Source organism: Nocardioides sp. S5, assembly GCF_017310035.1.
Lineage (GTDB): Bacteria > Actinomycetota > Actinomycetes > Propionibacteriales > Nocardioidaceae > Nocardioides.
This window is the reverse complement of record NZ_CP022296.1, coordinates 4,611,330-4,632,445: the sequence shown is the minus strand read 5'-3', so window position 1 is coordinate 4,632,445 and position 21,116 is coordinate 4,611,330. Positions and strand designations below refer to the sequence as shown.

Sequence of the window (21,116 nt, the reverse complement as noted above, 5' to 3'; positions counted from 1 at the left end):
ATGATCCAGCTCTTCGGCGCCATCGTGCGCGGCCTGCGGTCGCGGGCCCTGCTCTCGGCGGGCTCGGTGCTGCTGACGGCCCTCGCGATCGGCTCGGCGGTGCTCGGGCCGGTCTTCTCCGAGGCCGTCACCAACTCCTACGTCGTCACCCGCCTCCAGGAGTCGCCGCCCGGTCTCACCGGCCTGAGCCGCGTCTACACCCCCGACTCCGGGGTCGCGATCGAGCAGGCCGAGCGAGACGCGGTCGCGGCGTCCGACGCGCTGACGACCGGGCCCTGGCAGGAGCCGGTGGTGACGGCGCAGTCCGAGCGGTTCAGCGCGCTGCGCGGCGTGGTGACCTTCTGGTCACGCGCCGACGCGTGCGAGGTCCTCGAGGTGGAGGGGCGCTGCCCCGAGCGGCAGGGCGAGGTGCTGATGCTCGCCGCCGATGTCGAGAAGACCGGCGCCGAGATCGGTCGCCCGCTCCCGCTCGCCATCTTCGAGACCCCCGGCGTCGCTGCCCTCGACCTCCCGCGCCCGGGCCTCGAGGAAGTCGTCGTGGTCGGCACCTACGACACCCCGAGCACGGGTGCCGACTGGCTGATCCCCGGCCGGCTGACCAGCACCAACGAGCAGGAGAGCATCCGCGGGGGCTACCAGCCCTACGCCCCCGCCCCCCTCATCACCACCGACGACACCGTCACCGCGGTCGGCGCGTGGACGGTCCGCGTCGACACGCGTCTCGACGTGCCGGCCGACCTGACACCGGCCGAGCTCGACGAGGCCGCCGCCGCAGCCGGTGCCGTGCCGCCGGACACCGACGTCGAGGTCGAGGGCGGCACGCTGCGCGCCGACGACACCAACTCGCTCGCCGACGTCGTCGGGGAGGTCCGCTTCCAGCAGTCCACCGCCCGCAGCTCGATCGCACCGGCGGTGCTGTCCCTGGTCCTCGTCGCGCTCGCGCTGCTGATGCGCCTGCTCAACGCCGCGAGCGAGCTGCGCGTCCCCGAGCTCGCGCTCGCCTCCCTGCGCGGTGTCACGGCCCGCAAGCTGTGGGGCCTGGGCCTGGCCGAGCCGCTCACCCTGCTCCTGCTCGCCACGCCGCTCGGCATCGCCTTCGGCCTCGGGCTGTCGGTGGTGCTCGTGCGCAGCTGGCTGGTGCCGGGGCTGCCGTTGCCGCTCCCGGCGGCGAGCTGGGTCGCGGCCGGCCTGGTGCTGCTCGCGTCCTTCGCCGTCGCGTGCGTCGCAGTGGGCCTGGTGGTGCGCGAGTCGCTTGCCTCCCAGCTCAGCGGCGTACGCCGTCCGGTCGCCGCGCGCCGCTGGTCGGTCATCGCCCAGCTCACCCTCGTCGCCCTCGCCGTCGCGACGCTGGCCAGCAAGCTGTCGGCGAGCGGGCCCGGCGAGCCCGACGCCACCGATCTGGTCCTGCCGGTGCTGCTCGCGGTGGTCGCGGGCCTGGCCGCGACGAAGCTCATCGCCGTGCTCGCCACCTGGTGGACCAGGCGCTCGCGTGGTCGCTCGCTCAGCGGCTTCGTGTCCTCGCGCGCGATCTCGCGCCGCCAGGAGGGCACGCTGGTGATCCTGCCGATCACCGCCGCGATCGCGGTGGCCGTCTTCGGTGCCGGCGTCTACGACTCCGCGGCCACCTGGCGCACCAGTGTCGCCGCGACCGCCTCGCCGGCCCAGACCACCTGGTCCACCACCCTCAGCATGTCGGAGGCGATCGACCTCACCCGCCGGATCGACCCCGAGGGCGAGTGGATCATGGCGGCGGCGAGCGTCACCAACCCCGGCGCCAACTTCTCCGTCGTCGACAGCAGCCGGCTCGCGCGGGTCGCGACCTGGCCCCCGACCTGGAGCCCGGGCCGCGACGTCGAGCAGGTCGCCGAGCAGATCGCCCCCGACGGCCTGGTGCCGACGGTCGAGGGCCGGCGGCTCAGCCTCACCGTCGACAACCGGACCGACATGGACGACGACCTGTCGGTCGAGGTCCGGTTCGGCACCCGCGCCGGGGTCCCGCTCAAGGTCTACCTCGGTCCCTTCCCCGCGGGCGTCACCACCCGCTCGGCGCGACTCCCGCAGTGCGCCGAGGGCTGCCCGCTCGAGGGGATGACGCTCGGCGGCGGCGCCGGCACCAACACCCGGATGTCCGGCACCCTGCGGCTGGTCGGCATCGAGGTCGACGGGGCGCCCGTCGAGGGCGGCATCGAGGGCGCCGGCTGGCGGGCCACCCCCGACGCGGCCGTGAAGACGTCCATCACCGACCTGCAGGAGGTCGACGGCACCCTGGAGATGGCCGTCGACACCGGCGAGTCCGTCGGCATGGCCCGCCTCACCTCCGGCGGCCTGTCCCGCGACCGGCCCGCGCTGGCCGGCCCCGGTGTGCAGCAGCGCGCCCTCGACCGCCTCGACGAGGGCTACGGCCTGATCCCGGTCGACACCCTCGGCGGCATCGGCGCCGTGGAGGGCATGCCCTTCACGGGACCGTCGGGCCTGCTGGTCGACTACTCCTCCTTCATCACCGACCGCCCGGTCTTCGACAACCTCTTCACCACCCGCGTCCTGGCCCGCGAGGGCACGCCGGCGTCGGTGACCGAGCAGCTCTCCGAGGCGGGGCTCAGCGTCGCCACGACCCTGGCGCAGGAGCGGCAGGTGCTCGACCAGAGCGCGTACGCCCTCGCGCTGCGCCTCTACGGCGTGGTCGCCGCGCTGGTGCTGGTAATGGCGCTGGCCGGCCTCTTCGTGAGCGCGGCCGTGCAGCTCCCGGCCCGCCGCCGCGACGCCGCGGCGCTGCGCGTGGTCGGCGTACCCCGCGGTGCGGTCATGGTCGCGGTGGTGCGCGAGCTCGCCGTGGTCCTCGGCAGCGCGGCGGTCGCCGGCATCCTGGCGGGGTCGCTGGCGCAGTGGGTGGTGCTGCGCACGATCACCCTCGGCTACGCCGACGACCCGACGACGCCTGCGCTGGTCGCGGCCATCTCGCCGCTGCGGCTGGTGGTGCTCGCGCTCCTCGCGGCGGCGGTCTTCGGTGCCGTCGCGCTCATCAGCGCGTCGATGACGGTGCGCGGTGCGCGCGGCGCGACGCTGCGCGAGTCGGCGCGCTGACGCCGAGCTCCTGCGTCAGGTGGGCGTCAGGCGCGCATCGGGTGGGCGTCAGGTGGCGTCAGGGTGGCGTCAGGGGCAGCAGGGGTCGTAGCGGAAGCCGACGCCCCGGATGGTGCGGATCCACTCGTTGCCGGACGCGGCCTTGCGCAGCTTGCGGCGCAGGTTGGCCAGGTGCACGTCGACGACGTGCGTGCTGTCCGGGACGAACTCGGTGGCCCACACCGCGCGCATCAGGTCCTCGCGCGCCACGACTACTCCGGGGTTGCGCACCAGGTGGGCCAGCAGGTCGAACTCGGTGCGGGTCAGGTCGATCTCCTCGCCGGAGACGAGGACCTCGCGGGCGCCCGGCCTGAGCGTCAGGTCGTCGCAGCCGAGGGGGTGCGTGGGCGGGTAGGCCTCGCCGGTGGCGGGGTCGGTCGCCGGGTCCATGACGGCGAGCGCCACGGCCTCCGCCGCCTGGGCCGTCGCCGCGGCCGTCGCCGGCGAGACGAGGTCGGAGGTGCGCGGTCGCCGGAAGAGCGCGGCGACGCGTGCCTGCAGCTCGCGCATGGAGAAGGGCTTGACGAGGTAGTCGTCGGCGCCGACCTCGAGGCCGATCAGCCGGTCGACCTCGGAGGTGCGGGCGCTGATCACGATGACGTAGCAGTCGCTCACGACGCGGATCTGCCGGCAGACCTCCACGCCGTCGATGTCGGGCAGCGAGAGGTCGAGGGTGACCAGGTCGGGCTTGCGCTCGCGGATCAGGTTCAGGGCATCGGCGCCGGTGCGCGCGACCGCGACGTCGAACCCGGCCTGGTCCAGGAGGCTGGAGATGACGTCACCGATGTCGCGGTCGTCCTCGACGACCACGGCGGTCCGTTCCTTCATCATCAGCACTGCTCCCAAGTTGAGAAATCATCTACCCGGAAACGTACGGGGCAGACCCACGCGTCGAGCCGGGGCGGGCAGACGACTCCGAGCCGCTACCGATCGTAGGCGGCAGCGGCTCGGAGGGTGTCTGCTTCGCGCAATCCCGGTGCCCCGGGGGGGGCGTCCCTCAGAAGTCCAGGCCCCGGGCCCAGTCCTCCGAGTCGATGCGGGCCACCAGGTAGGGGCCGCCGCCTGCGCGCCGGTCCTCCTGGCTGCCCTCGCGGTCCATCCGGTAGCCGATGCCACGGATCGTGTGGATCCAGGTGGCGTCGGAGTGCCGGCGCAGCTTGCCGCGCAGGTTGGCCACGTGCACGTCCACCAGGTGGTGGTCGTGGGTGAGCGCGCTGCTCCAGATCGCCAGGACCATCTCCTCGCGGGTGCAGACCCGGGAGAGGTGCGTGGCGAGGTACTCCAGGACGTCGTACTCGATGCGGGTCAGGTCGACGATCGCGCCGTCGACCTGCACCTCGCGGCGCGCGGAGTTGATGACCAGGCCGGCTCCGGCCGAGATCGTGCTCGGCTCGTCGGCGGGCTGCGAGGGGCTCGGCACGTGGAGGGCCGTGGACGCCGCAGCGTCGTCGGTGGTCCCGGCCGATCGGGGACGGCGGAACAGTGCCGCCACCCGGGCCCGCAGCTCGCGCGGTGAGAACGGCTTGAGCACGAAGTCGTCGGCGCCGACCTCCAGGCCGATCAGCCTGTCCACCTCGTCGGACCGCGCGGACACGATCACGATGTAGCAGTCGCTGCTCTCCCGGATGCGGCGGCAGACCTCGATGCCGTCCATGTGCGGCAGCGTCAGGTCGAGCGTGACCAGGTCAGGTGGATCGCCTGCCGCGACTTCCACCGCCTGCCGTCCGTCGCGCGCCGAGGTGACCCGGAAGCCGGCTCCCTCGAGCGTCTCGACGAGCGCGGACGAGATGTCTGGATCGTCCTCGACGACCAATGCATGAAGATCTTGCACGTTGAAACCCCCACCATGAGCTCACAGCAGGGACCCCACGTCCCTGCAATGGCGTCGCCTCGGCGACGTTGATCGATGGTACGGGCTACGAACAGTCAATGGCGCGATAGTTGCTGTGCTGTGGACGCGTGTCTAGACCAGTGCATTTGACGGAATCTTTTGCCCGCGCTGACTCAGCGTGCGATTTCCGTGGTGGGGTCGAGGTCGACCGCGCGATTGACCCAGATGCCGGTCGTCACCATGCCCACCCTTTCGTAGAGGCCGAGCGCTCCGGTGCGCGAGTCGGTGCTCAGCTCGGACGTCGTGGTGCCGTGCGCGCGGGCCTGGGCGAAGGAGTCCACGAGCAGCGCCTGCGCCAGGCCGCGGCCCCGCTGGTCACGGCGTACGGCGAGGCGGTCGACGTAGCCGGTCGTGCCGTTGTCGGACACCAGCACGAGCGAGACGCCGACCACGGTGCCCGCGGGGTCCACCGCGACACGCAGGTTCCACGGCTCGAACCCCGGGCGCCCGGTGGTCGCGGCCTCGAAGTCCTCGAAGGCCTCCCGCTCGCGCACCGACCACTCGAGGAAGGCGTCCTCGAGCACGTCGTGGACGGCCCGCAGCTCGTCGGGCCGTGCCGTGCGTACGACGTGGTCGGCCGGCAGCTCGCGCTCGGGGATGGTCGCGCCCTCGGGGAGCCTGAGCACCCAGCTGGTCCAGCGCACCCGGTAGCCGAGCTGCTCCAGGAGGCGGTCGCCCGGGGATCCCTGCGGCACGGGCATCCCGATGACCGGCGAGCCGACCCGGCGGCCGAGGTCCTGGAGCCAGAGGGCCAGCCAGGTGCCGATGCCGCGCCCGCGGTGGGACGGGGCGACCGCGGTGTCGGCGCGGTCGACGCCCATCAGCTCGGCGTACGCCACCAGCTCCTCGCCGTCGAGGACGCCCACCGAGCGCGCGGCGAGGTCGTGGCTGGGGCGGGCCCAGTCACTGACGATGTCGGCCTCCTCGATCGCCACCTCGCCGATGTCGGCCATCTCCTGCGCGGCCATGAGGAGGTGGACGGCACGGGCGTCGGTCTTCTGCAGGGGCCGGGTGGTGAGGCCCTGGGGGAGGTCGGGCAGGGTGGTCGGCGACGGGTCGGGACGGGGCTGCTCGGGCATGGAGCAAGTGTGCTGCCTCACGTGGCGGCCTGTCGTGCGCTTATCCGCGCCCTCCGGACCTGGTGGGGAATGTCCGATTCACGCCTGAGGCCCTACCTTTGTTCGGGTGAGTGACGACCAGACCGACGCCCCCCAGCAGACCTTCTCCGACCTCGGCCTCGCGCCCGCGGTGCTCAAGGCGCTGACGGACGTCGGCTACGAGACCCCCTCGCAGATCCAGGCTCAGACCATCCCGCCGCTGCTCGAGGGCCGCCACGTCGTCGGCCTCGCCCAGACCGGCACCGGCAAGACGGCCGCCTTCGCGCTGCCGATCCTGTCCCAGCTCGACCTCTCGCAGAAGACGCCGCAGGCCCTCGTGCTCGCGCCGACCCGCGAGCTCGCGTTGCAGGTGTCCGAGGCCTTCGAGAAGTACGCCGCTCACATGAAGGGCGTGCGCGTGCTGCCGATCTACGGCGGCCAGGGCTACGGCGTCCAGCTCTCCGCGCTGCGTCGTGGCGTGCACGTCGTCGTCGGCACGCCCGGCCGCATCATGGACCACCTCGAGAAGGGCACCCTCGACCTCTCCGAGCTCCGCTTCCTCGTCCTCGACGAGGCCGACGAGATGCTCAAGATGGGCTTCGCCGAGGACGTCGAGACGATCCTCGCCGACACCCCCGCCGACAAGCACGTGGCCCTGTTCTCCGCCACCATGCCGGCGCAGATCCGCCGCATCTCCAAGAAGTACCTCGCCGACCCGGTCGAGATCACCGTCAAGAACAAGACGTCGACGGTCTCCTCGATCACCCAGCGCTACCTGATCGTGTCCTACCCCCAGAAGGTCGACGCCCTCACGCGCATCCTCGAGGTCGAGAACTTCGAGGGCATGATCGTCTTCGTCCGGACCAAGAACGAGACCGAGACGCTGGCCGAGAAGCTGCGCGCCCGCGGCTACTCCGCGATGGCCATCAACGGTGACGTCGCCCAGGTGCAGCGCGAGCGCACGATCAACCAGCTCAAGGCCGGAAAGCTCGACATCCTCGTCGCCACCGACGTCGCCGCGCGCGGCCTCGACGTCGAGCGGATCAGCCACGTCGTCAACTACGACATCCCCACCGACACCGAGTCCTACGTCCACCGCATCGGGCGTACGGGTCGTGCCGGGCGCACCGGTGACTCGATCGCCTTCGTCACCCCGCGCGAGCGCCACCTGCTGCGCGCGATCGAGAAGGCCACCCGCCAGCCGCTCACCCAGATGCAGCTGCCCACGGTCGACGACGTCAACGCCACGCGGCTCTCGCGCTTCGACGATCAGATCACCCAGGCGCTGACGCAGCCCGAGCGCATCGACTTCTTCCGCGACGTGGTCTCCCACTACGTCAGCGAGCACGACGTGTCCGAGGTGGACGTCGCTGCCGCGCTCGCCGCGGTCATGCACGGCGAGCAGCCGCTGCTGCTCGAGCCCGAGCCCGAGCGTGCGTCGCGCGGCTTCGACGAGCGGCCGACCCATGGCGGCAAGGCCGACCGGGCGCCGCGCGAGTCCCGCAGCGGCGCGCCGATGGCGGCGTACCGCATCGAGGTCGGCAAGCGGCACAAGGTCGAGCCGCGCCAGATCGTCGGTGCGCTGGCCAACGAGGGCGGCCTGTCGCGCGGCGACTTCGGCTACATCTCGATCAAGCCGGACTTCTCCGTCGTGGAGCTCCCTGCGGACCTGCCCCCCGGCACGCTCGAGCGTCTCGAGAGCACCCGGATCTCCGGCAAGCTGATCGAGATCAAGCCTGACAACGGTCCGTTCCGCGGCCGTCCCGGCGGCGGTCACCGCGGCGGCAGCAGCGGTGGCGGCTACAAGGGCAAGAACCCCCGCTGACCGGGCGGTTCCTGCCGCTGGCGGACGCCGACCGGGCACTTCCTCGCGCTGAAATGCACTGACCGGGCACTTCGTTCAGAACGAAGTGCCCGGTCGGCGTGCTTCACGGGCACGAAGTGCCCGGTCGGCGTGGATCAGGCGTTGCGGATCGCCGAGATGTCGAACTCGAGCTTGATCTTCTCGGAGACGAGGACGCCGCCGGTCTCGAGCGCGGCGTTCCAGGTGAGGCCCCAGTCCTTGCGGTTGATGGTGGTCTCGCCCTCGAAGCCGACGCGGACGTTGCCGAAGGGGTCCTGCGCGGAGCCGGTCTGCTCGAACTCGATCGTGACGGGCTTGGACACGTCCTTGATCGTGAGGTCGCCGGTGATCGTCCAGTCGTTGCCGGAGCGCGCGACGTCGGTGGAGACGAAGGTGATGTTGGGGTAGGTCTCGGTGTCGAAGAAGTCGCCGGACTTGAGGTGGCCGTCGCGGTCCGCGCTGCCGGTCTCGACCGAGGTGACGTCGATGGAGAGGTCGACCTTGGAGCTCGAGGGGTTGGCCTCGTCGATGTGGGCGGTGCCGGTGAAGGCGCCGAACTGGCCGCGGACCTTGGTCACCATGGCGTGGCGGGCGACGAAGCCGAGGCGGCTGTGGCTCACGTCGAGGGTGTAGTCGCCGCTGATGTCGTCGATGGCGGTGGTGGGGGCGTCGAATCCGGTGGTCATGGCAGAGGGCTCCTGGGTGTGGTGCGAGGTGGTTGGTAGAACTTTCAACCATCATAACCGGACGCCTTCGGGCTTCATTCCCGATCGGCCGGGGAATTTCGGCGGCGCCCCCGAAATGCGTCGAGCCACGCCCCTGCAAGGGGGCGTGGCTCGTGCGGGGAGCGGGGTCAGGCAGCGGCGGCCTGGGCCGTCGGAGCAACCGACCAGCGGGCCTCCAGGTGGGTGCGCCCCGACGCGTCGATGACGCTCACCCACGTGCAGACCGGAGCTCCGGTCATCGAGTGCTTGCTCATGTGACACCTCCCGTTCACTTTCTGTTCACCCAAGATAGCACGTCCCCACTCGCGCACCACCTTTTCGCTCACGATCGTCCCCGCGCCCCCACCAGGGCAGCCTCGACGCGGCGCGGCGCACTATCTGGCCCCACCTGGGGCGGGTGGGGCGGCGCCGACGACGACCCCGTACGCCCGTTGACACACTTCCTGCCCGATTTCGGGCAGGAAGTTGCCATTCTGATCGCCTGGATCCACGATCGGGGGGTGCCCGACCCTGCCCTCGTCTCCCACGTCGTCGCCACCACGTCGCTCTCGGCGTCGGAGGCCGCGCGGGTGATCGAGGACGTGATCGCCTTCCACGCCCAGCCGGTGGAGGCATACGTCCGGGAGCGGCACGCCCACCTCAAGGCGTACGGAGCCAGGAACCCCGAGATCTTCACGCGCATCGCCGTGGAGCTCGCCGACCGCGTCGTCGCAGCACCACAGCTCTCCGAGCGCCAGCTGCGCCGCATGATCTATGGATAGGAAGAGACACCTCACATGTGTGGAATCGTCGGCTACATCGGCCGCCAGGACGCAGCACCCGTCGTCCTCGAAGGACTGACCCGGCTCGAGCACCGCGGCTACGACTCCGCCGGCGTCGCCGTGCTCAGCGGCCGCGGGATCCGGGTGGCCAAGCGGGCCGGCCGGGTGCGCGAGCTCACCGACGTGCTGCCGAAGCGCTTCGCCGGCACGACGGGCATCGGCCACACCCGGTGGGCCACCCACGGCCCGGCCACCGACACCAACGCCCACCCGCACGCCGACGAGTCCGGCCGGGTCGCGGTCGTGCACAACGGCATCATCGACAACTCCGCCGCGCTGCGCGCCGAGCTCGTCGACGCCGGCGTCACGCTCGCGAGCGACACCGACACCGAGGTCCTGGCCCACCTCGTCGCCCGCAGCGACGCCGACAGCCTCGAGGGCAAGGTCCGCGACGCCCTGGGTGCGGTGGTCGGGACGTACGGCCTCGCGGTGCTCCACGCCGACTTCCCCGACCGCATCGTGGTGGCGCGCAACGGCAGCCCGCTGGTGGTGGGGGTGGGCGACAAGGAGATGTACGTCGCCTCCGACCTCGCCGCGATCGTGCGGCACACCACGACGGTCGCGATGCTCGACGACGGCGAGATGGCCACGGTGACCGAGTCCGGCTTCACCACGATGCGTCACAGCGACCTCGCCTCGACCGGCAAGACCGCCAGCCGGGTCGACATCGACGCGTCGGCGTACGACGCCGGCGATCACGAGTCCTACATGCACAAGGAGATGCTCGAGCAGCCCACCACCGCGCAGGCGGTCCTCCGGGGTCGGCTCGACGACCGCTTCGGCACCGCACACCTCGGCGGCCTCCACATGGACGCGCGCGACCTGCGCGCGGTGCGCCGCGTGAAGATCCTGGGCTGCGGCTCGGCCTACTACGTCGGCCAGATGGGTGCCGCCCTCATCGAGGAGCTCGCCCGCATCCCCGCCGACGCCGAGGCCGCCAGCGAGTTCCGCTACCGCGACCCGGTGATCGAGCCCGACACCCTCTATGTCGCGGTCAGCCAGTCCGGCGAGACCATCGACACCCTGCTCGCCGTGCAGGAGGTACGCCGCAAGGGCGGGCGCTGCGTCGGCCTGGTCAACGTCGTCGGCTCGGCCATCGCGCGCGAGTGCGACGGCGGGATCTACCTCCACGCCGGGCCCGAGGTGGCGGTCGCGAGCACCAAGGCGCTCACCAACATGTTCCTGGGCTTCGCCCTGCTCGCCCTCCAGCTCGGTCGGGTGCGGGACCTGTCGATCGCCGACGGCAAGCGGCTCGTCGCCGGGCTGGAGAAGCTGCCCGGCCAGATCGAGGAGATCCTCGCCGGCGAGGCCGACCTGGTCGAGGTGGCGAAGGACCTCGCCGAGGCCCGCAGCCTCTTCTTCATCGGTCGGGTGCGCGGGTTCCCGGTGGCGCGCGAGGGCGCACAGAAGTTCAAGGAGATCAGCTACCGCCACGCCGAGGCCTACCAGACCTCCGAGCTCAAGCACGGTCCGCTGGCGCTGATCGACCCCGAGGTGCCGACCGTCGCGCTGGTGCCGCGCGACGAGCTGACCGAGCGCAACATCGGTGCGCTCCACGAGATCGACGCCCGCAAGGGCCCGCTGGTCGTGGTCACCCACGCCGACGTGGACCTCGGCGAGGTCGGTGCCCGCCGCATCGACGTGCCGCGCAACGAGCCGGAGCTCGACCCGATCCTGCTCACCATCCCGCTGCAGCTGCTGGCCTACCACGCAGCGCAGCACCTGGGCCACGACATCGACAAGCCCCGCAACCTGGCCAAGTCCGTCACGGTGGAGTAGCCGCACCTCGACCACGGGGCCTGAGATGGACTGGGCGCCCCTTGCCGCATGGGGTCGGCAAGGGGCGCGCCGTGGAGAACGATCCCACCCGGCCCGCGTCGGTGTCCGGGGTTCGTCGGAACTACCACCGCATTTTGCTGTCCTCTGGATCACGTGTGGCGGCTGGCGCCGTCACGTGGTGCTCCGGAGGACGGACAGAGTGGTGGAGCGGCCCGCGACGACCTCCAGTGCACGGCGCGCGACCGGCTCGGCGACCGCGCGGTCGGCCGGCACCAGCCCCACCCGCGTACGCCGCTCCAGCAGGTCGTCGACGTCGTGCGCGCCTTCATGGGTGATCGCGAAGACCAGCTCGGCGAGCGTCACCGGCACGTCGTCGGAGACGGGCGCGAGGAGCTCGTCGTCGGTGAGCCCGGTGACCTCACGCGCCGAGGCCAGCACCAGGGCGGCGTCGGTGCCGAAGCGGCGTACGAGCCGGGCGGGAGCGGTGCTGCGGCGCAGGACTTCGGCGGGCGCGGCGCCGAGCAGCGGCAGGGACGCGGTGCGGCAGGGCCGTGCGCCGTCGAGGGCCAGCGCGTCGAGGGTGTCCTGGGCCATCCGGCGGTAGGTCGTCAGCTTGCCGCCCACCACGGTGGTCACCCCGGTGCGCGAGGTGAGGATCGCGTGGCGCCGCGACAGGTCGGCCGTCGTGTCGGCGCCGACCACCTCGAGCAGCGGCCGGAGGCCGGAGAACGCGCCGACCACGTCGTCGCGGGTCGCAGGCGTGGCGAAGGCGCTGCTCACGACGTCGAGCAGGAAGTCGATCTCCGCCTCGCTCGGCACCGGCACGTCGGGCACCGGACCGGTGACCGGCTCGTCGGTGAGCCCGACGTAGAGGGTGCCGTCGGGCTGCGGCAGCACCATCGCGAAGCGGGCCGTGGTGCCCGGGATCGGCACCATCACCGCCACCCGCGTGTGCGGCAGCGTGGCGCCGCGCAGCACGAGGTGGGTGCCGCGGCTGGGCCGCAGCCGGACCGCGTCGTCGAGGTCGCCGGCCCAGACGCCGGTCGCGTTGACGACGGCGCGGGCGCGGACGGCGTACGCCTGCCCGGTGAGCTCGTCGCGCAGCTCGACGTGGGTGCCGCTGGCGCTCGTCACCCGGGCGCGGGTGCGCACCTCGGCGCCGTACGCCGCTGCGGTGCGGGCGACGGTGACGACCAGCCGGGCGTCGTCCTCGAGCTGCCCGTCCCAGGCGAGCAGGCCGCCGCGCAGGGTGTCGGCGCGCAGCGACGGGACCAGCCCGAGCGCCTCGGTGGCGTTGAGGCGGCGGGGACGGGGGAGGGTGCCGGTCGTGGTGCGGGCGGTGCGGCGCAGCGCGTCCCCGGCGCGGAGGCCGGCCCAGGTCAGTGCGGTGCGACCACGGGTCAGGGAGGCGTCGACGGGCGTCAGCATCGGCAGCGGCCGGACCAGGTGGGGCGCGGTGACGTCCATCAGGATGCCGCGCTCGACGGCGCTCTCGTGGGCGATCGCGATCTGCCCCCGGGCGAGGTAGCGCAGGCCGCCGTGCACGAGCTTGGACGACCAGCGCGACGTGCCGAAGGCGAGGTCGTGGGCGTCGACCGCGAGCACGCTGAGGCCGCGCGTCACCGCGTCGAGCGCGACGCCCGCGCCGGTGATGCCGAGCCCGACCACCACCACGTCGACCTCGGCGGGGACGCCGTCGAGGCCGGGGGTGATGCGGGTGCCGGTCACGGTGCCAGGGACCTGGTGATGAGGCGGGCGTACTCCTCGTCGAGGTCGGCGAGCCCGATGCCCGCGTCGGTCATCGTCATCGCCGAGAAGACGAAGCCGTGGCCGGCCAGGGTCAGCGAGCGCGCCACCAGGACCGGGTCGCCGGCGCGGATGGCGCCGGCGGCCTGCCCGTCCGCGACCTGGGCGGCGAGGATCTCGATGAGCGCCTCCTGCGAGCGGCCGCGGCGCGACAGCAGGTAGGGGAGCATCAGGTCGGGGTCGAGCTCGACGATCCGCACGAAGAGCTCGTTGTCGCGCAGCGCCCGCACTGTCGCGAGGGCGGCCGCCGCGATGCCGGCAGGGGTGGTGGTGTCCTTCGCGGCGACCTGCGTCGCGGCCGCGATGCCGACCCACTCGCGGGTCATCAGGTCGCCGAGCAGCGAGCCCATGTCGGGCCACGCGCGGTAGATCGTCATCCGCGAGACCCCGGCGCGCTTCGCGACCTCGGTGAGGGTCGTACGCCGCCACCCGACGTCGAGGATGCAGTCGCGGGCCGCGTCGAGGTAGGCGTCCCGGGGGTCGCCGGCCGGGCGGTCGATGTGACGAAGTGACGACATGTGTCACACTGTAACGCATGACTCCTGGGACGCCGACCGTCGAGATGCACCCACAGCGCTGGGGCGACCCCGCCGTTCGTTCGGAGCTGCCGCCGTCGGCGCTCGGCCTGGTCGAGCTGGCCTTCGGCCTCCAGCAGCCCGCGGTCGCGGCGGACGCCAGGCCGGCGCCGACCGCGCTCGACGACGAACTGCTCGAGGGCCTGCGCGCGCTCGTGGGGACCGAGCACGTGCTCGTCGACGACGCCACCCGCACGCTCCGCACCCGCGGCAAGTCGACCTCCGACCTGCTCCGCGCCCGGGCCGGCGACCTCGCCGACGCCCCCGACGCCGTGGTGCGCCCGGACGGCCACGGCGAGGTCCTCGCCGTCCTGGCGTGGGCGAGCGAGCACCGCGTCGCGGTGGTGCCCTTCGGTGGCGGCACCTGCGTCACCGGCGGCCTCGCTGCCCGGCGCGACGGCTTCGCCGGTGTGGTGAGCCTCGACCTGGTGCGGATGAAGCGGCTGCTGACCGTGGACGAGGAGTCGATGACCGCGACCCTCCAGCCCGGCCTGCGCGGTCCCGAGGCCGAGGCGCTGCTCGCGGAGCGCGGGCTGACACTGGGGCACTACCCCCAGTCCTTCGAGCACGCCTCGATCGGCGGCTTCGCCGCCACCCGCTCCAGCGGCCAGTCCAGCGCCGGCTACGGCCGGTTCGACGCGATGGTCGTCGGCGTCACCGTCGCCACTCCGACGGGCTCGCTCGACCTCGGCTCGTCACCGGCGAACGCCGCCGGGCCCGACCTGCGCCAGCTGGTGCTGGGCTCCGAGGGCGCCTTCGGCGTCATCACCGCGGTGACGGTCCGGGTGCGTCGCGCGCCCGACGTGACGGCGTACGAGGGGTGGCGCTGGCCGTCCTTCGACGCCGGCGCCGACGCGATGCGCACCCTCGCGCAGGCCGGCCTGCTGCCCACGGTGATCCGGCTCTCCGACGAGTCCGAGACCGCGCTCAACCTCGCCGACCCGACCTCGATCGGCGGGGCGGAGGACCCTGGCTGCCTGATGATCACCGGCTACGAGGGCACTCCCGACCAGGTCGAGGCCCGTCGCGCCTCCGTGACGGCGGTGCTCGCCGGCCTCGGTGGCACCGCGCTCGGCGAGGAGCCGGGGCAGAAGTGGGTGCACGGCCGCTTCGCCGCGCCCTACCTCCGCGACGCGCTGCTCGACCACGGCGTGCTCGTCGAGACCCTCGAGACCGCGACCTTCTGGTCCCACCGGGCCCGGCTGTACGCCGACGTGCGGGCGGCGCTGCAGTCCGCGCTCGGCGACGGCGCGCTGGTGCTCTGCCACGTCTCGCACGTCTACGAGACCGGGTGCTCGCTCTACTTCACCGTCGCGGCCCGGCAGGGCGACGACCCGCTCGCCCAGTGGGCCGAGGCCAAGCGGGCGGCGAGCGAGGCGATGGTGGAGGCTGGGGCGACGATCACCCACCACCACGCCGTCGGCACCGACCACCGCCCCTGGCTGGTGCACGAGATCGGCGAGGTCGGCGTACGCGTGCTGCGGGCGGTGAAGGCCGAGCTCGACCCGGCCGGCGTCCTCAACCCGGGCGTGCTCGTCCCTCAGGGCTGACGGGCGAAGGACCAGACCAGCAGCTCGGTCGGCTCCTCGGCGCGCACGGTGCGCCCGGGCTCGCCGGTGAGGCGTACGGCGTCGCCGGCGCGCAGCGCGAGCCCGTCGAGGTCCACCGCGCCGGTCGCGGCGAAGACGTGCTGGGCCGGGTCGTCAGGCAGCGCCACCGCCTGACCACGCCCCAGCCGGGCCACCAGCAGCCGGGCGCCGTCGGTGCCGAGCGGCAGCCCGTCGCCGCCGACGACGTCGACGAGCCCGTCCGGTGCTGACGGTGCCTCACCGATGACGTACGACGGAGTGGTGCCGGACGCGGACGGCGCCAGCCAGGCCTGGACGAACCGGCAGGATCCGGAGGCGGGGTCGGCGACCTCGCTGTGCCGGATGCCGGAGCCGGCCGAGAGCACCTGCGCCCGTCCCGCCTCCACCACGTGGGACTCGCCCGTCGAGTCGGTGTGGACGAGCGCGCCCTCGAGCACCCAGGTGACGATCTCGAGCTCGGCGTGCGGGTGCTCGGCGTAGCCGGCGACCGCCGCGCCGGTCGGGTCGAGGACGTCGTCGTTGTGGCAGACGAGCGGACCGAAGCCGATGTTGGCCGGGTCGTAGTGCGGCCCGAAGGAGAAGGAATGCCTGGTCAAGCGCCCCTTGACGGCCTCCGACGACCTGTCGGATCCGGCGTACAGGGCCACGGTCATGCCGATATCTTCACGGATGTGTCCTCCCCGCACGACTTCCCCCTGCTCCCGCCCGGATTCCGGTTCGGCACGAGCACCGCGAGCTACCAGGTCGAGGGAGCGGCGGACGAGGACGGCCGGGGCCCGAGCATCTGGGACACCTTCTGCGCCGAGCCCGGCCGGGTCGTCGACGGCGGTTCGGGTGCGGTCGCGTGCGACCACTACCACCGCGTCGACGAGGACGTCGCGCTGATGGAGCAGCTCGGCACGGGCGGCTACCGCTTCTCGATCGCGTGGCCGCGCATCCAGCCGACCGGCCGCGGGCCTGCCAACGCGAAGGGCCTGGACTTCTACGACCGGCTCGTCGACACGCTGCTGGCCCACGGGCAGCAGCCGATGGCCACGCTCTACCACTGGGACCTGCCGCAGGCCCTCGAGGACGACGGCGGCTGGCTCAACCCCGACACCGCGGTGCGCTTCGGCGACTACGCCGCGATCGTCGGGGAGCGGCTCGCCGACCGCGTCGAGCACTGGGTGCCGGTCAACGAGCCCAACGTCGCTTCCCTCCTCGGCTACGGCATGGGCAGGCACGCGCCCGGCCGGACGCTGCTCTTCGACGCGCTGTGGGCCTCGCACCACATGCTCGTCGCCCACGGCCGCGCCGCCATCGAGCTGCGCCGGGCGGGGGCGACCTCGATCGGTTGCGCCAACAACCACGCCCCGGTGTGGCCGGCCAGTGACGACGACGCCGACGTCGGGGCGAGCAAGCTCTTCGACGCGGTGTGGAACGGCCTCTTCCTCGAGCCGATGCTGCTCGGTCGCTATCCCGCCGACCTCGCGCCGCTGATGGAGGACATCATGCAGCCGGGCGACCTCGCGACGATCCGCCAGCCGCTCGACTTCTACGGCGTCAACTACTACAACCCGATGAAGGTGGCCGCGGCATCCGAGGGCTCGGAGCTGCCGTGGGAGAACCGCGACGTCGTCGGCTACCCCACCACGGACATCGGGTGGCCGATCGTGCCCGACGCGCTGCGCGAGTTCCTCGTGATGTTCCGCGCCCGCTTCCGCGCCGCGCTGCCTCCGATCGTGATCACCGAGTCGGGCTGCGCCTTCAACACGGGCCCCGACGAGCACGGCGTCGTCGACGACCAGCCCCGCATCGACTACCTCCGCTCCCACCTCAACGCTGTCTCCGAGGCGATCCAGCGAGGGGTCGACGTACGCGGCTACTACTGCTGGTCGCTGATGGACAACTTCGAGTGGGCCGAGGGCTTCACCCAGCGCTTCGGGCTCGTGCACGTCGACTACGACACCCTCGTGCGGACGCCGAAGAAGTCGTTCCAGTGGTACGCCGACCTCATCAAGGCCCAGCCGCAACATCTCTGAGGCGACGAGGCCGCACCGGGATCCACCGATAGGCTCGCGCCATGAGCAGCAGTCGACGGGTGGTGTTCGTCGTGGGGTCGGGCCGCAGCGGCACGAGCACCATGGCCGGCACCCTGCGCACCCTCGGCCTCCACGTGCCGCAGCCGGAGGTGGTCGCCGACGCGACCAACCCCAAGGGCTTCGGGGAGCCGCGCTGGGTGGTCGACCTGCACCACGAGCTGCTCCAGCGCAGCAACGTGCAGGTCTCCGACGCCCGCCCGCGCGCCTGGCTCGACACCGGCACCACCAGCGGTGACCACGCCACCCGTGAGCGGGTCGCTGCGTGGCTGGAGGAGCAGTTCTCCGTCGCCGACGAGCTCGTGGTCAAGGACCCGCGCGCGTCGTGGTTCCTCGGCCTCTGGCGCGCTGCAGCCGACCGCTGCGACGCCACGTCGGCGTACGTCACCATGCTGCGGCCGGTCACGGAGGTGGTCGGCTCCAAGCAGACCTACTACGGACAGATGGGCGCCGGGTCCGACCAGGGCGCGATCACCCGCACCGCCGCCTGGGTCAACATGATGCTCCACACCGAGCGCGCGACCCGCGGCCAGCAGCGCGCCTTCGTGCACTACGGCGACCTGCTCGACGACTGGACGCAGCCGGTCTTCGCGCTCGGGGAGTCCTTCGACCTCCAGGGCGTGAAGACCGCGATGGCGGTCGACATCGCCGAGGTGCACCGCTTCATCGACCCCTCGCTGCGCCGCGTGACGATGACGTGGGACGACATCGGCGTGCCGGACCGGCTGCGCGAGCTCGCCGACGAGACCTGGCAGGCGCTCGACGCGATCTCGAGCGACGACTCGGCGAAGAACCAGGAGTGGTGCGACCAGCTCCGCGCCGCCTATGCGGGCCAGTACGCCGAGGCCGAGGCCTTCGCCCACTCGACCGTCGTGGCCCAGCGGCGCCGCGCGGCCGCCGACGCCCGGCGTGACGCGCTCGAGCAGGCCCCGTCCCGCAGTGCCGCCGAACGGGTGCCCCACGCCGTGCGCGCGATGGTGCCGCCCGCGGCCCGGCAGAGGCTGCGCAAGGCGATCGGCCGGGAGCGCGCGCCCCAGCAGGATCGGGCCTGATGCCCGACATCGCGTCGCTCGAGGGGGATCCGGCGTACGACGTCACCTGGCCCTGGACCTCCGGTGAGCCGCTGGAGCCCGGGCTGACGTGTGTCTTCCGGGTCCGCAACGAGGCGCGCAACCTGCCGTGGGTGCTGCCGCCGGTCTTCTCCGCGGTCGACCACGTGCTGCTCGTCGACAACGGCTCGGACGACGGCACCGCCGACGTGGCGCGCCGGGTCGCCGACGAGTGCGGGGCAGGCGACCGGCTGACCGTCCTGGACTACCCCCACCGGGTCTCGCGCGCCGGCGGCGAGCACCTGGCCACGCCCGCGACGAGCGTCCACTCGCTGACCCACTTCTACAACTGGTGCTTCTCCCACGTCCGCACGACCTACTCGATGAAGTGGGACGGCGACATGGTGCTCACGCCCGAGGGCGCGGGCATCCTCCGCGACCTCGCGTGGCAGCTGCAGCCGACCCGCGCGATCGTGGCGATGCCGCGCCACCCGCTGACCGTCGTCGACCCCTCCACCGGCTGGCTCGACCTGTCGCTGCGCTTCCTCGAGCCGTGGGTCTATCCCATGGGCCCGGACTTCACCTTCGTGAAGGCCTTCGACTGGGAGCTGCGCGAGTTCCCGGCAGGCGTCGAGCGGATCGTGCTCCAGCAGGGGCTGGTGCTCGAGGTCAAGTGGCTCGACGCCGACGAGTATGCCCACTGGCGGCGCGACGGCGTCGACTTCACCAACACCCGCCTCTACCGCAAGCTGCGTGAGTTCGAGGTCGACGAGGCGATCCGCAACGGCGACCCCGAGGCGCTCGGCGGGCTGGTGAAGGTGACCGCGCCCGAGGGCGTGCACATCATCGACCACGTCAGCCGCGACTGGCTCTGGCGCCAGCCGCGTCCCCTGGTGCAGCACTCGCTGCCGTCGTCCCTGAAGCACCGAGCGCCGAAGGAGGGCGCGCGACCGTGAGCCCCACCCCCCAGCAGCCCGCCCACCACCCCCTCCGCGACCTCCGGCTCCCGGGCCCGACGCTGGTGCTCGTCGACGACGCCGACGCCCTGGCGCTCGAGGCGCTCCACGGCATCGAGGACGTTCCCGGGATCGAGCCGCAGATCGTCACGCTGTCGGCCCTCAGCGGCCCGCGCAAGGGCTGGGGCTCGGTGCTCGTGGTGGCCGCCGACCGTGCGCGGCTGCGACGGATGGCGAGCGCCGTGCCGCTGCTGGGCCAGTGCAAGGCGGTCGCGTGCTGGCTCACCGACGCCCCGACGCCGTGGGTGCTGGTGCCCCGACCGGAGTGGCCGCCGCTGGTGCACCTCGCCGCGCGCGAGGCCGGTGACCGCGGCGTGCTCACCGTCGCCCGCTTCGCCTCCGGCGCGCGCGCCCAGCTGGTCGTGATGGAGATGGCCCGCCAGGCCGCCGGCCAGGGGGACACCACCCACGGCGGGCTCGTCGTGGCGTACGCCGGCCGCCCCGCCGCGCCCGGCCTCGACGCGCGCAGCGTGCTGCTCCCCGACGTGGCGGGTGCCGGTGACGCCGAGCGCGACGTGCCGCCGGACGTCGTGGTCGCCCGTCGCGGAGGGGAGGTCGCGCCCCACCACGTCATCGACCGCGCGCCGACCGTCGTCACCGACCCCGGTCCCGAGCCGGTCGACGAGCGGGTCTTCAACCCGATCGGGTTCCGCAAGGACTGGGACCACCCGGTCGTCGACCTCGCGCGGATCAGCGCCGGGCCGGTCACCGAGGGCGTCGTGGAGGCCGCGCGCGGCTTCCAGGGCGTACGCCTCACCGCCGACACCCCGACCGCCGACCTGCTGACACTCGCGATCTCCGGCGTCCCGGTCGTCACCGAGGGTGTGCTCGACGTGGCGCCCGCGCTCGCCGCCGCGCTCGACGCCGAGGTCGACCTCGACGACCCGCTGCGCCGCGAGGAGCACAGCCTCGCCGTGCGCCGCGCGGCCTTCGACCACCACTCCACGCTGGCCTGGCGCTCGGCGCTGGCCTCGCGCGCCGGCGTGCGCCACGTCGCGCTGCCGCCGGTCAGCGCGCTGCTGTCGACCAAGCGCCCCGACATGCTGGAGTTCGCGCTGCGGCAGGTGGCCCGCCAGCGCGGCGCGGAGGTCGAGCTGGTGGTGGCCGCGCACGGCTTCGAGCCCGACCGCGACGCCGTACGCCGGGTGCTGGGCGACCGGCCGCACCAGGTGCTGACCTTCGACGAGTCGGCGTTCTTCGGCGACGTGCTGACCGCTGCGTCGCGGGCGGCGTCGAGCGACGTGCTGCTGAAGATCGACGACGACGACTGGTACTCACCCGACGCCGTGCACGACCTGCTGATGGCGCGACGCTTCTCCGGTGCGGACGTGGTGGGGATGCCGTCGGAGTTCGTCTACCTCCACGCCAACGCGGAGCGCGACGACCTCACCGTGCGCCGCAAGCACCCCTCGGAGCTCTTCGCCCGCTTCGTGGCCGGCGGCACGCTGCTGCTCGACCGCGGGCTGCTGCGCTCGCTCGGCGACTTCCGCCGGGTGCGCAAGTTCGTCGACGCGCAGCTGCTCGCCGGGGTCGAGGCGGCGGGCGGCCGGATCTACCGCACCCACGGCCTGGGCTACGTCCTGCGGCGCACCGGTGCGGGACACACCTGGGCCCGGGACGACGAGGAGTTCCGCCGACCTGACATCGTGGCGTCGGAGTGGAAGGGGTTCCGGCCCAGCCTGGCGCTGGAGGTCGATCCGCTCGACCGGCCTGACGGGGGGAGCTAG

General features: G+C 72.8%; 17 protein-coding genes. 9 read left to right on the top strand and 8 right to left on the bottom strand.

Going from position 1 to position 21,116, the window contains the following annotated elements; genetic code table 11:
• On the top strand, positions 1-3,081 hold the full coding sequence (locus tag CFI00_RS22795) for an FtsX-like permease family protein (protein WP_207083213.1): 3,081 nt from the start codon (positions 1-3) through the stop codon (positions 3,079-3,081).
• Positions 3,082-3,150: 69 nt separating this feature from the next.
• Here the strand turns inward: CFI00_RS22795 and CFI00_RS22790 are convergent, their stop codons facing one another.
• The 3 genes from CFI00_RS22790 to CFI00_RS22780 form a co-directional block, all read right to left on the bottom strand.
• Positions 3,151-3,951 carry a response regulator transcription factor gene (locus CFI00_RS22790; protein ID WP_242532587.1) on the bottom strand — a complete coding sequence of 267 codons (801 nt, stop codon included), beginning with the start codon at positions 3,949-3,951 and terminating at the stop codon, positions 3,151-3,153.
• 166 nt (positions 3,952-4,117) lie between these two features.
• Positions 4,118-4,933, bottom strand: a complete 816-nt coding sequence (locus CFI00_RS22785; RefSeq protein WP_242532586.1) for a response regulator transcription factor — start codon at positions 4,931-4,933, stop codon at positions 4,118-4,120.
• 191 nt (positions 4,934-5,124) lie between these two features.
• The gene (locus CFI00_RS22780; protein ID WP_207083211.1) at positions 5,125-6,090 is read right to left on the bottom strand and encodes a GNAT family N-acetyltransferase; all 966 of its coding nucleotides are present in this window, start codon (positions 6,088-6,090) and stop codon (positions 5,125-5,127) included.
• Positions 6,091-6,196: 106 nt separating this feature from the next.
• Between CFI00_RS22780 and CFI00_RS22775 the strand changes: the two genes are divergently transcribed.
• Positions 6,197-7,933, top strand: coding sequence for a DEAD/DEAH box helicase (locus tag CFI00_RS22775; RefSeq protein ID WP_207083210.1), 1,737 nt, complete (start codon positions 6,197-6,199; stop codon positions 7,931-7,933).
• A 134-nt stretch (positions 7,934-8,067) separates the two neighbouring features.
• Here CFI00_RS22775 and CFI00_RS22770 read toward each other — a convergent pair whose 3' ends face one another.
• Together CFI00_RS22770 and CFI00_RS23955 are read right to left on the bottom strand one after the other, a co-directional pair.
• Positions 8,068-8,637 carry a YceI family protein gene (locus CFI00_RS22770; RefSeq protein ID WP_207083209.1) on the bottom strand — a complete coding sequence of 190 codons (570 nt, stop codon included), beginning with the start codon at positions 8,635-8,637 and terminating at the stop codon, positions 8,068-8,070.
• Between the two features lie 167 nt (positions 8,638-8,804).
• Positions 8,805-8,930, bottom strand: a complete 126-nt coding sequence (locus CFI00_RS23955) for a hypothetical protein (RefSeq protein ID WP_277988333.1) — start codon at positions 8,928-8,930, stop codon at positions 8,805-8,807.
• 246 nt (positions 8,931-9,176) lie between these two features.
• Between CFI00_RS23955 and CFI00_RS22765 the strand changes: the two genes are divergently transcribed.
• Both CFI00_RS22765 and glmS read left to right on the top strand, forming a co-directional pair.
• Positions 9,177-9,437 (top strand): hypothetical protein, encoded by a 261-nt coding sequence (locus tag CFI00_RS22765; RefSeq protein WP_242532585.1) that lies wholly within the window; start codon positions 9,177-9,179, stop codon positions 9,435-9,437.
• 15 nt (positions 9,438-9,452) lie between these two features.
• Positions 9,453-11,276, top strand: a complete 1,824-nt coding sequence (gene glmS / locus CFI00_RS22760) for a glutamine--fructose-6-phosphate transaminase (isomerizing) (RefSeq protein WP_207083208.1) — start codon at positions 9,453-9,455, stop codon at positions 11,274-11,276.
• 171 nt (positions 11,277-11,447) lie between these two features.
• Here the strand turns inward: glmS and CFI00_RS22755 are convergent, their stop codons facing one another.
• Together CFI00_RS22755 and CFI00_RS22750 are read right to left on the bottom strand one after the other, a co-directional pair.
• Positions 11,448-13,004: a glycerol-3-phosphate dehydrogenase/oxidase gene (locus CFI00_RS22755; RefSeq protein WP_207083207.1), complete on the bottom strand. Its 1,557-nt coding sequence runs from the start codon at positions 13,002-13,004 to the stop codon at positions 11,448-11,450.
• Positions 13,001-13,600 (bottom strand): TetR/AcrR family transcriptional regulator, encoded by a 600-nt coding sequence (locus CFI00_RS22750; RefSeq protein WP_207083206.1) that lies wholly within the window; start codon positions 13,598-13,600, stop codon positions 13,001-13,003. Before CFI00_RS22750 ends, CFI00_RS22755 begins: the two co-directional genes overlap by 4 nt.
• Positions 13,601-13,617: 17 nt before the next feature.
• Here CFI00_RS22750 and CFI00_RS22745 point away from each other — a divergent pair, with 17 nt between their 5' ends.
• The gene (locus CFI00_RS22745) at positions 13,618-15,207 is read left to right on the top strand and encodes an FAD-binding oxidoreductase (RefSeq protein WP_242532584.1); all 1,590 of its coding nucleotides are present in this window, start codon (positions 13,618-13,620) and stop codon (positions 15,205-15,207) included.
• On the opposite strand, the gene CFI00_RS22740 is transcribed toward CFI00_RS22745, so the two are convergent.
• A complete protein-coding gene (locus CFI00_RS22740) occupies positions 15,198-15,899 on the bottom strand; it encodes a pirin family protein (RefSeq protein ID WP_207083205.1) in 702 nt (233 codons plus the stop codon). The genes CFI00_RS22745 and CFI00_RS22740 overlap by 10 nt on opposite strands.
• A gap of 18 nt (positions 15,900-15,917) precedes the next feature.
• On the opposite strand from CFI00_RS22740, the gene CFI00_RS22735 reads away from it, so the two are divergent.
• From CFI00_RS22735 to CFI00_RS22720, 4 genes are read left to right on the top strand one after another with little or no spacing between them, the layout of a single operon-like run.
• On the top strand, positions 15,918-17,267 hold the full coding sequence (locus tag CFI00_RS22735) for a GH1 family beta-glucosidase (RefSeq protein ID WP_242532583.1): 1,350 nt from the start codon (positions 15,918-15,920) through the stop codon (positions 17,265-17,267).
• Positions 17,268-17,308: 41 nt separating this feature from the next.
• Positions 17,309-18,376 (top strand): sulfotransferase family protein, encoded by a 1,068-nt coding sequence (locus CFI00_RS22730; RefSeq protein WP_207083203.1) that lies wholly within the window; start codon positions 17,309-17,311, stop codon positions 18,374-18,376.
• On the top strand, positions 18,376-19,329 hold the full coding sequence (locus CFI00_RS22725; RefSeq protein ID WP_207083202.1) for a glycosyltransferase: 954 nt from the start codon (positions 18,376-18,378) through the stop codon (positions 19,327-19,329). Before CFI00_RS22730 ends, CFI00_RS22725 begins: the two co-directional genes overlap by 1 nt.
• Positions 19,326-21,116, top strand: a complete 1,791-nt coding sequence (locus CFI00_RS22720) for a glycosyltransferase family A protein (protein WP_207083201.1) — start codon at positions 19,326-19,328, stop codon at positions 21,114-21,116. Before CFI00_RS22725 ends, CFI00_RS22720 begins: the two co-directional genes overlap by 4 nt.

What these genes read in the sequence shown, in the direction of transcription:
- CFI00_RS22770 (WP_207083209.1), bottom strand. Translation starts at nt 8,637, where the DNA reads ATGACCACCGGATTCGACGCCCCCACCACCGCCATCGACGACATCAGC.
- CFI00_RS22790 (WP_242532587.1), bottom strand. Translation starts at nt 3,951, where the DNA reads ATGATGAAGGAACGGACCGCCGTGGTCGTCGAGGACGACCGCGACATC.
- CFI00_RS23955 (WP_277988333.1), bottom strand. Translation starts at nt 8,930, where the DNA reads ATGAGCAAGCACTCGATGACCGGAGCTCCGGTCTGCACGTGGGTGAGC.
- CFI00_RS22795 (WP_207083213.1), top strand. Translation starts at nt 1, where the DNA reads ATGATCCAGCTCTTCGGCGCCATCGTGCGCGGCCTGCGGTCGCGGGCC.
- CFI00_RS22740 (WP_207083205.1), bottom strand. Translation starts at nt 15,899, where the DNA reads ATGACCGTGGCCCTGTACGCCGGATCCGACAGGTCGTCGGAGGCCGTC.
- glmS (WP_207083208.1), top strand. Translation starts at nt 9,453, where the DNA reads ATGTGTGGAATCGTCGGCTACATCGGCCGCCAGGACGCAGCACCCGTC.
- CFI00_RS22745 (WP_242532584.1), top strand. Translation starts at nt 13,618, where the DNA reads ATGACTCCTGGGACGCCGACCGTCGAGATGCACCCACAGCGCTGGGGC.
- CFI00_RS22750 (WP_207083206.1), bottom strand. Translation starts at nt 13,600, where the DNA reads ATGTCGTCACTTCGTCACATCGACCGCCCGGCCGGCGACCCCCGGGAC.
- CFI00_RS22730 (WP_207083203.1), top strand. Translation starts at nt 17,309, where the DNA reads ATGAGCAGCAGTCGACGGGTGGTGTTCGTCGTGGGGTCGGGCCGCAGC.
- CFI00_RS22780 (WP_207083211.1), bottom strand. Translation starts at nt 6,090, where the DNA reads ATGCCCGAGCAGCCCCGTCCCGACCCGTCGCCGACCACCCTGCCCGAC.
- CFI00_RS22725 (WP_207083202.1), top strand. Translation starts at nt 18,376, where the DNA reads ATGCCCGACATCGCGTCGCTCGAGGGGGATCCGGCGTACGACGTCACC.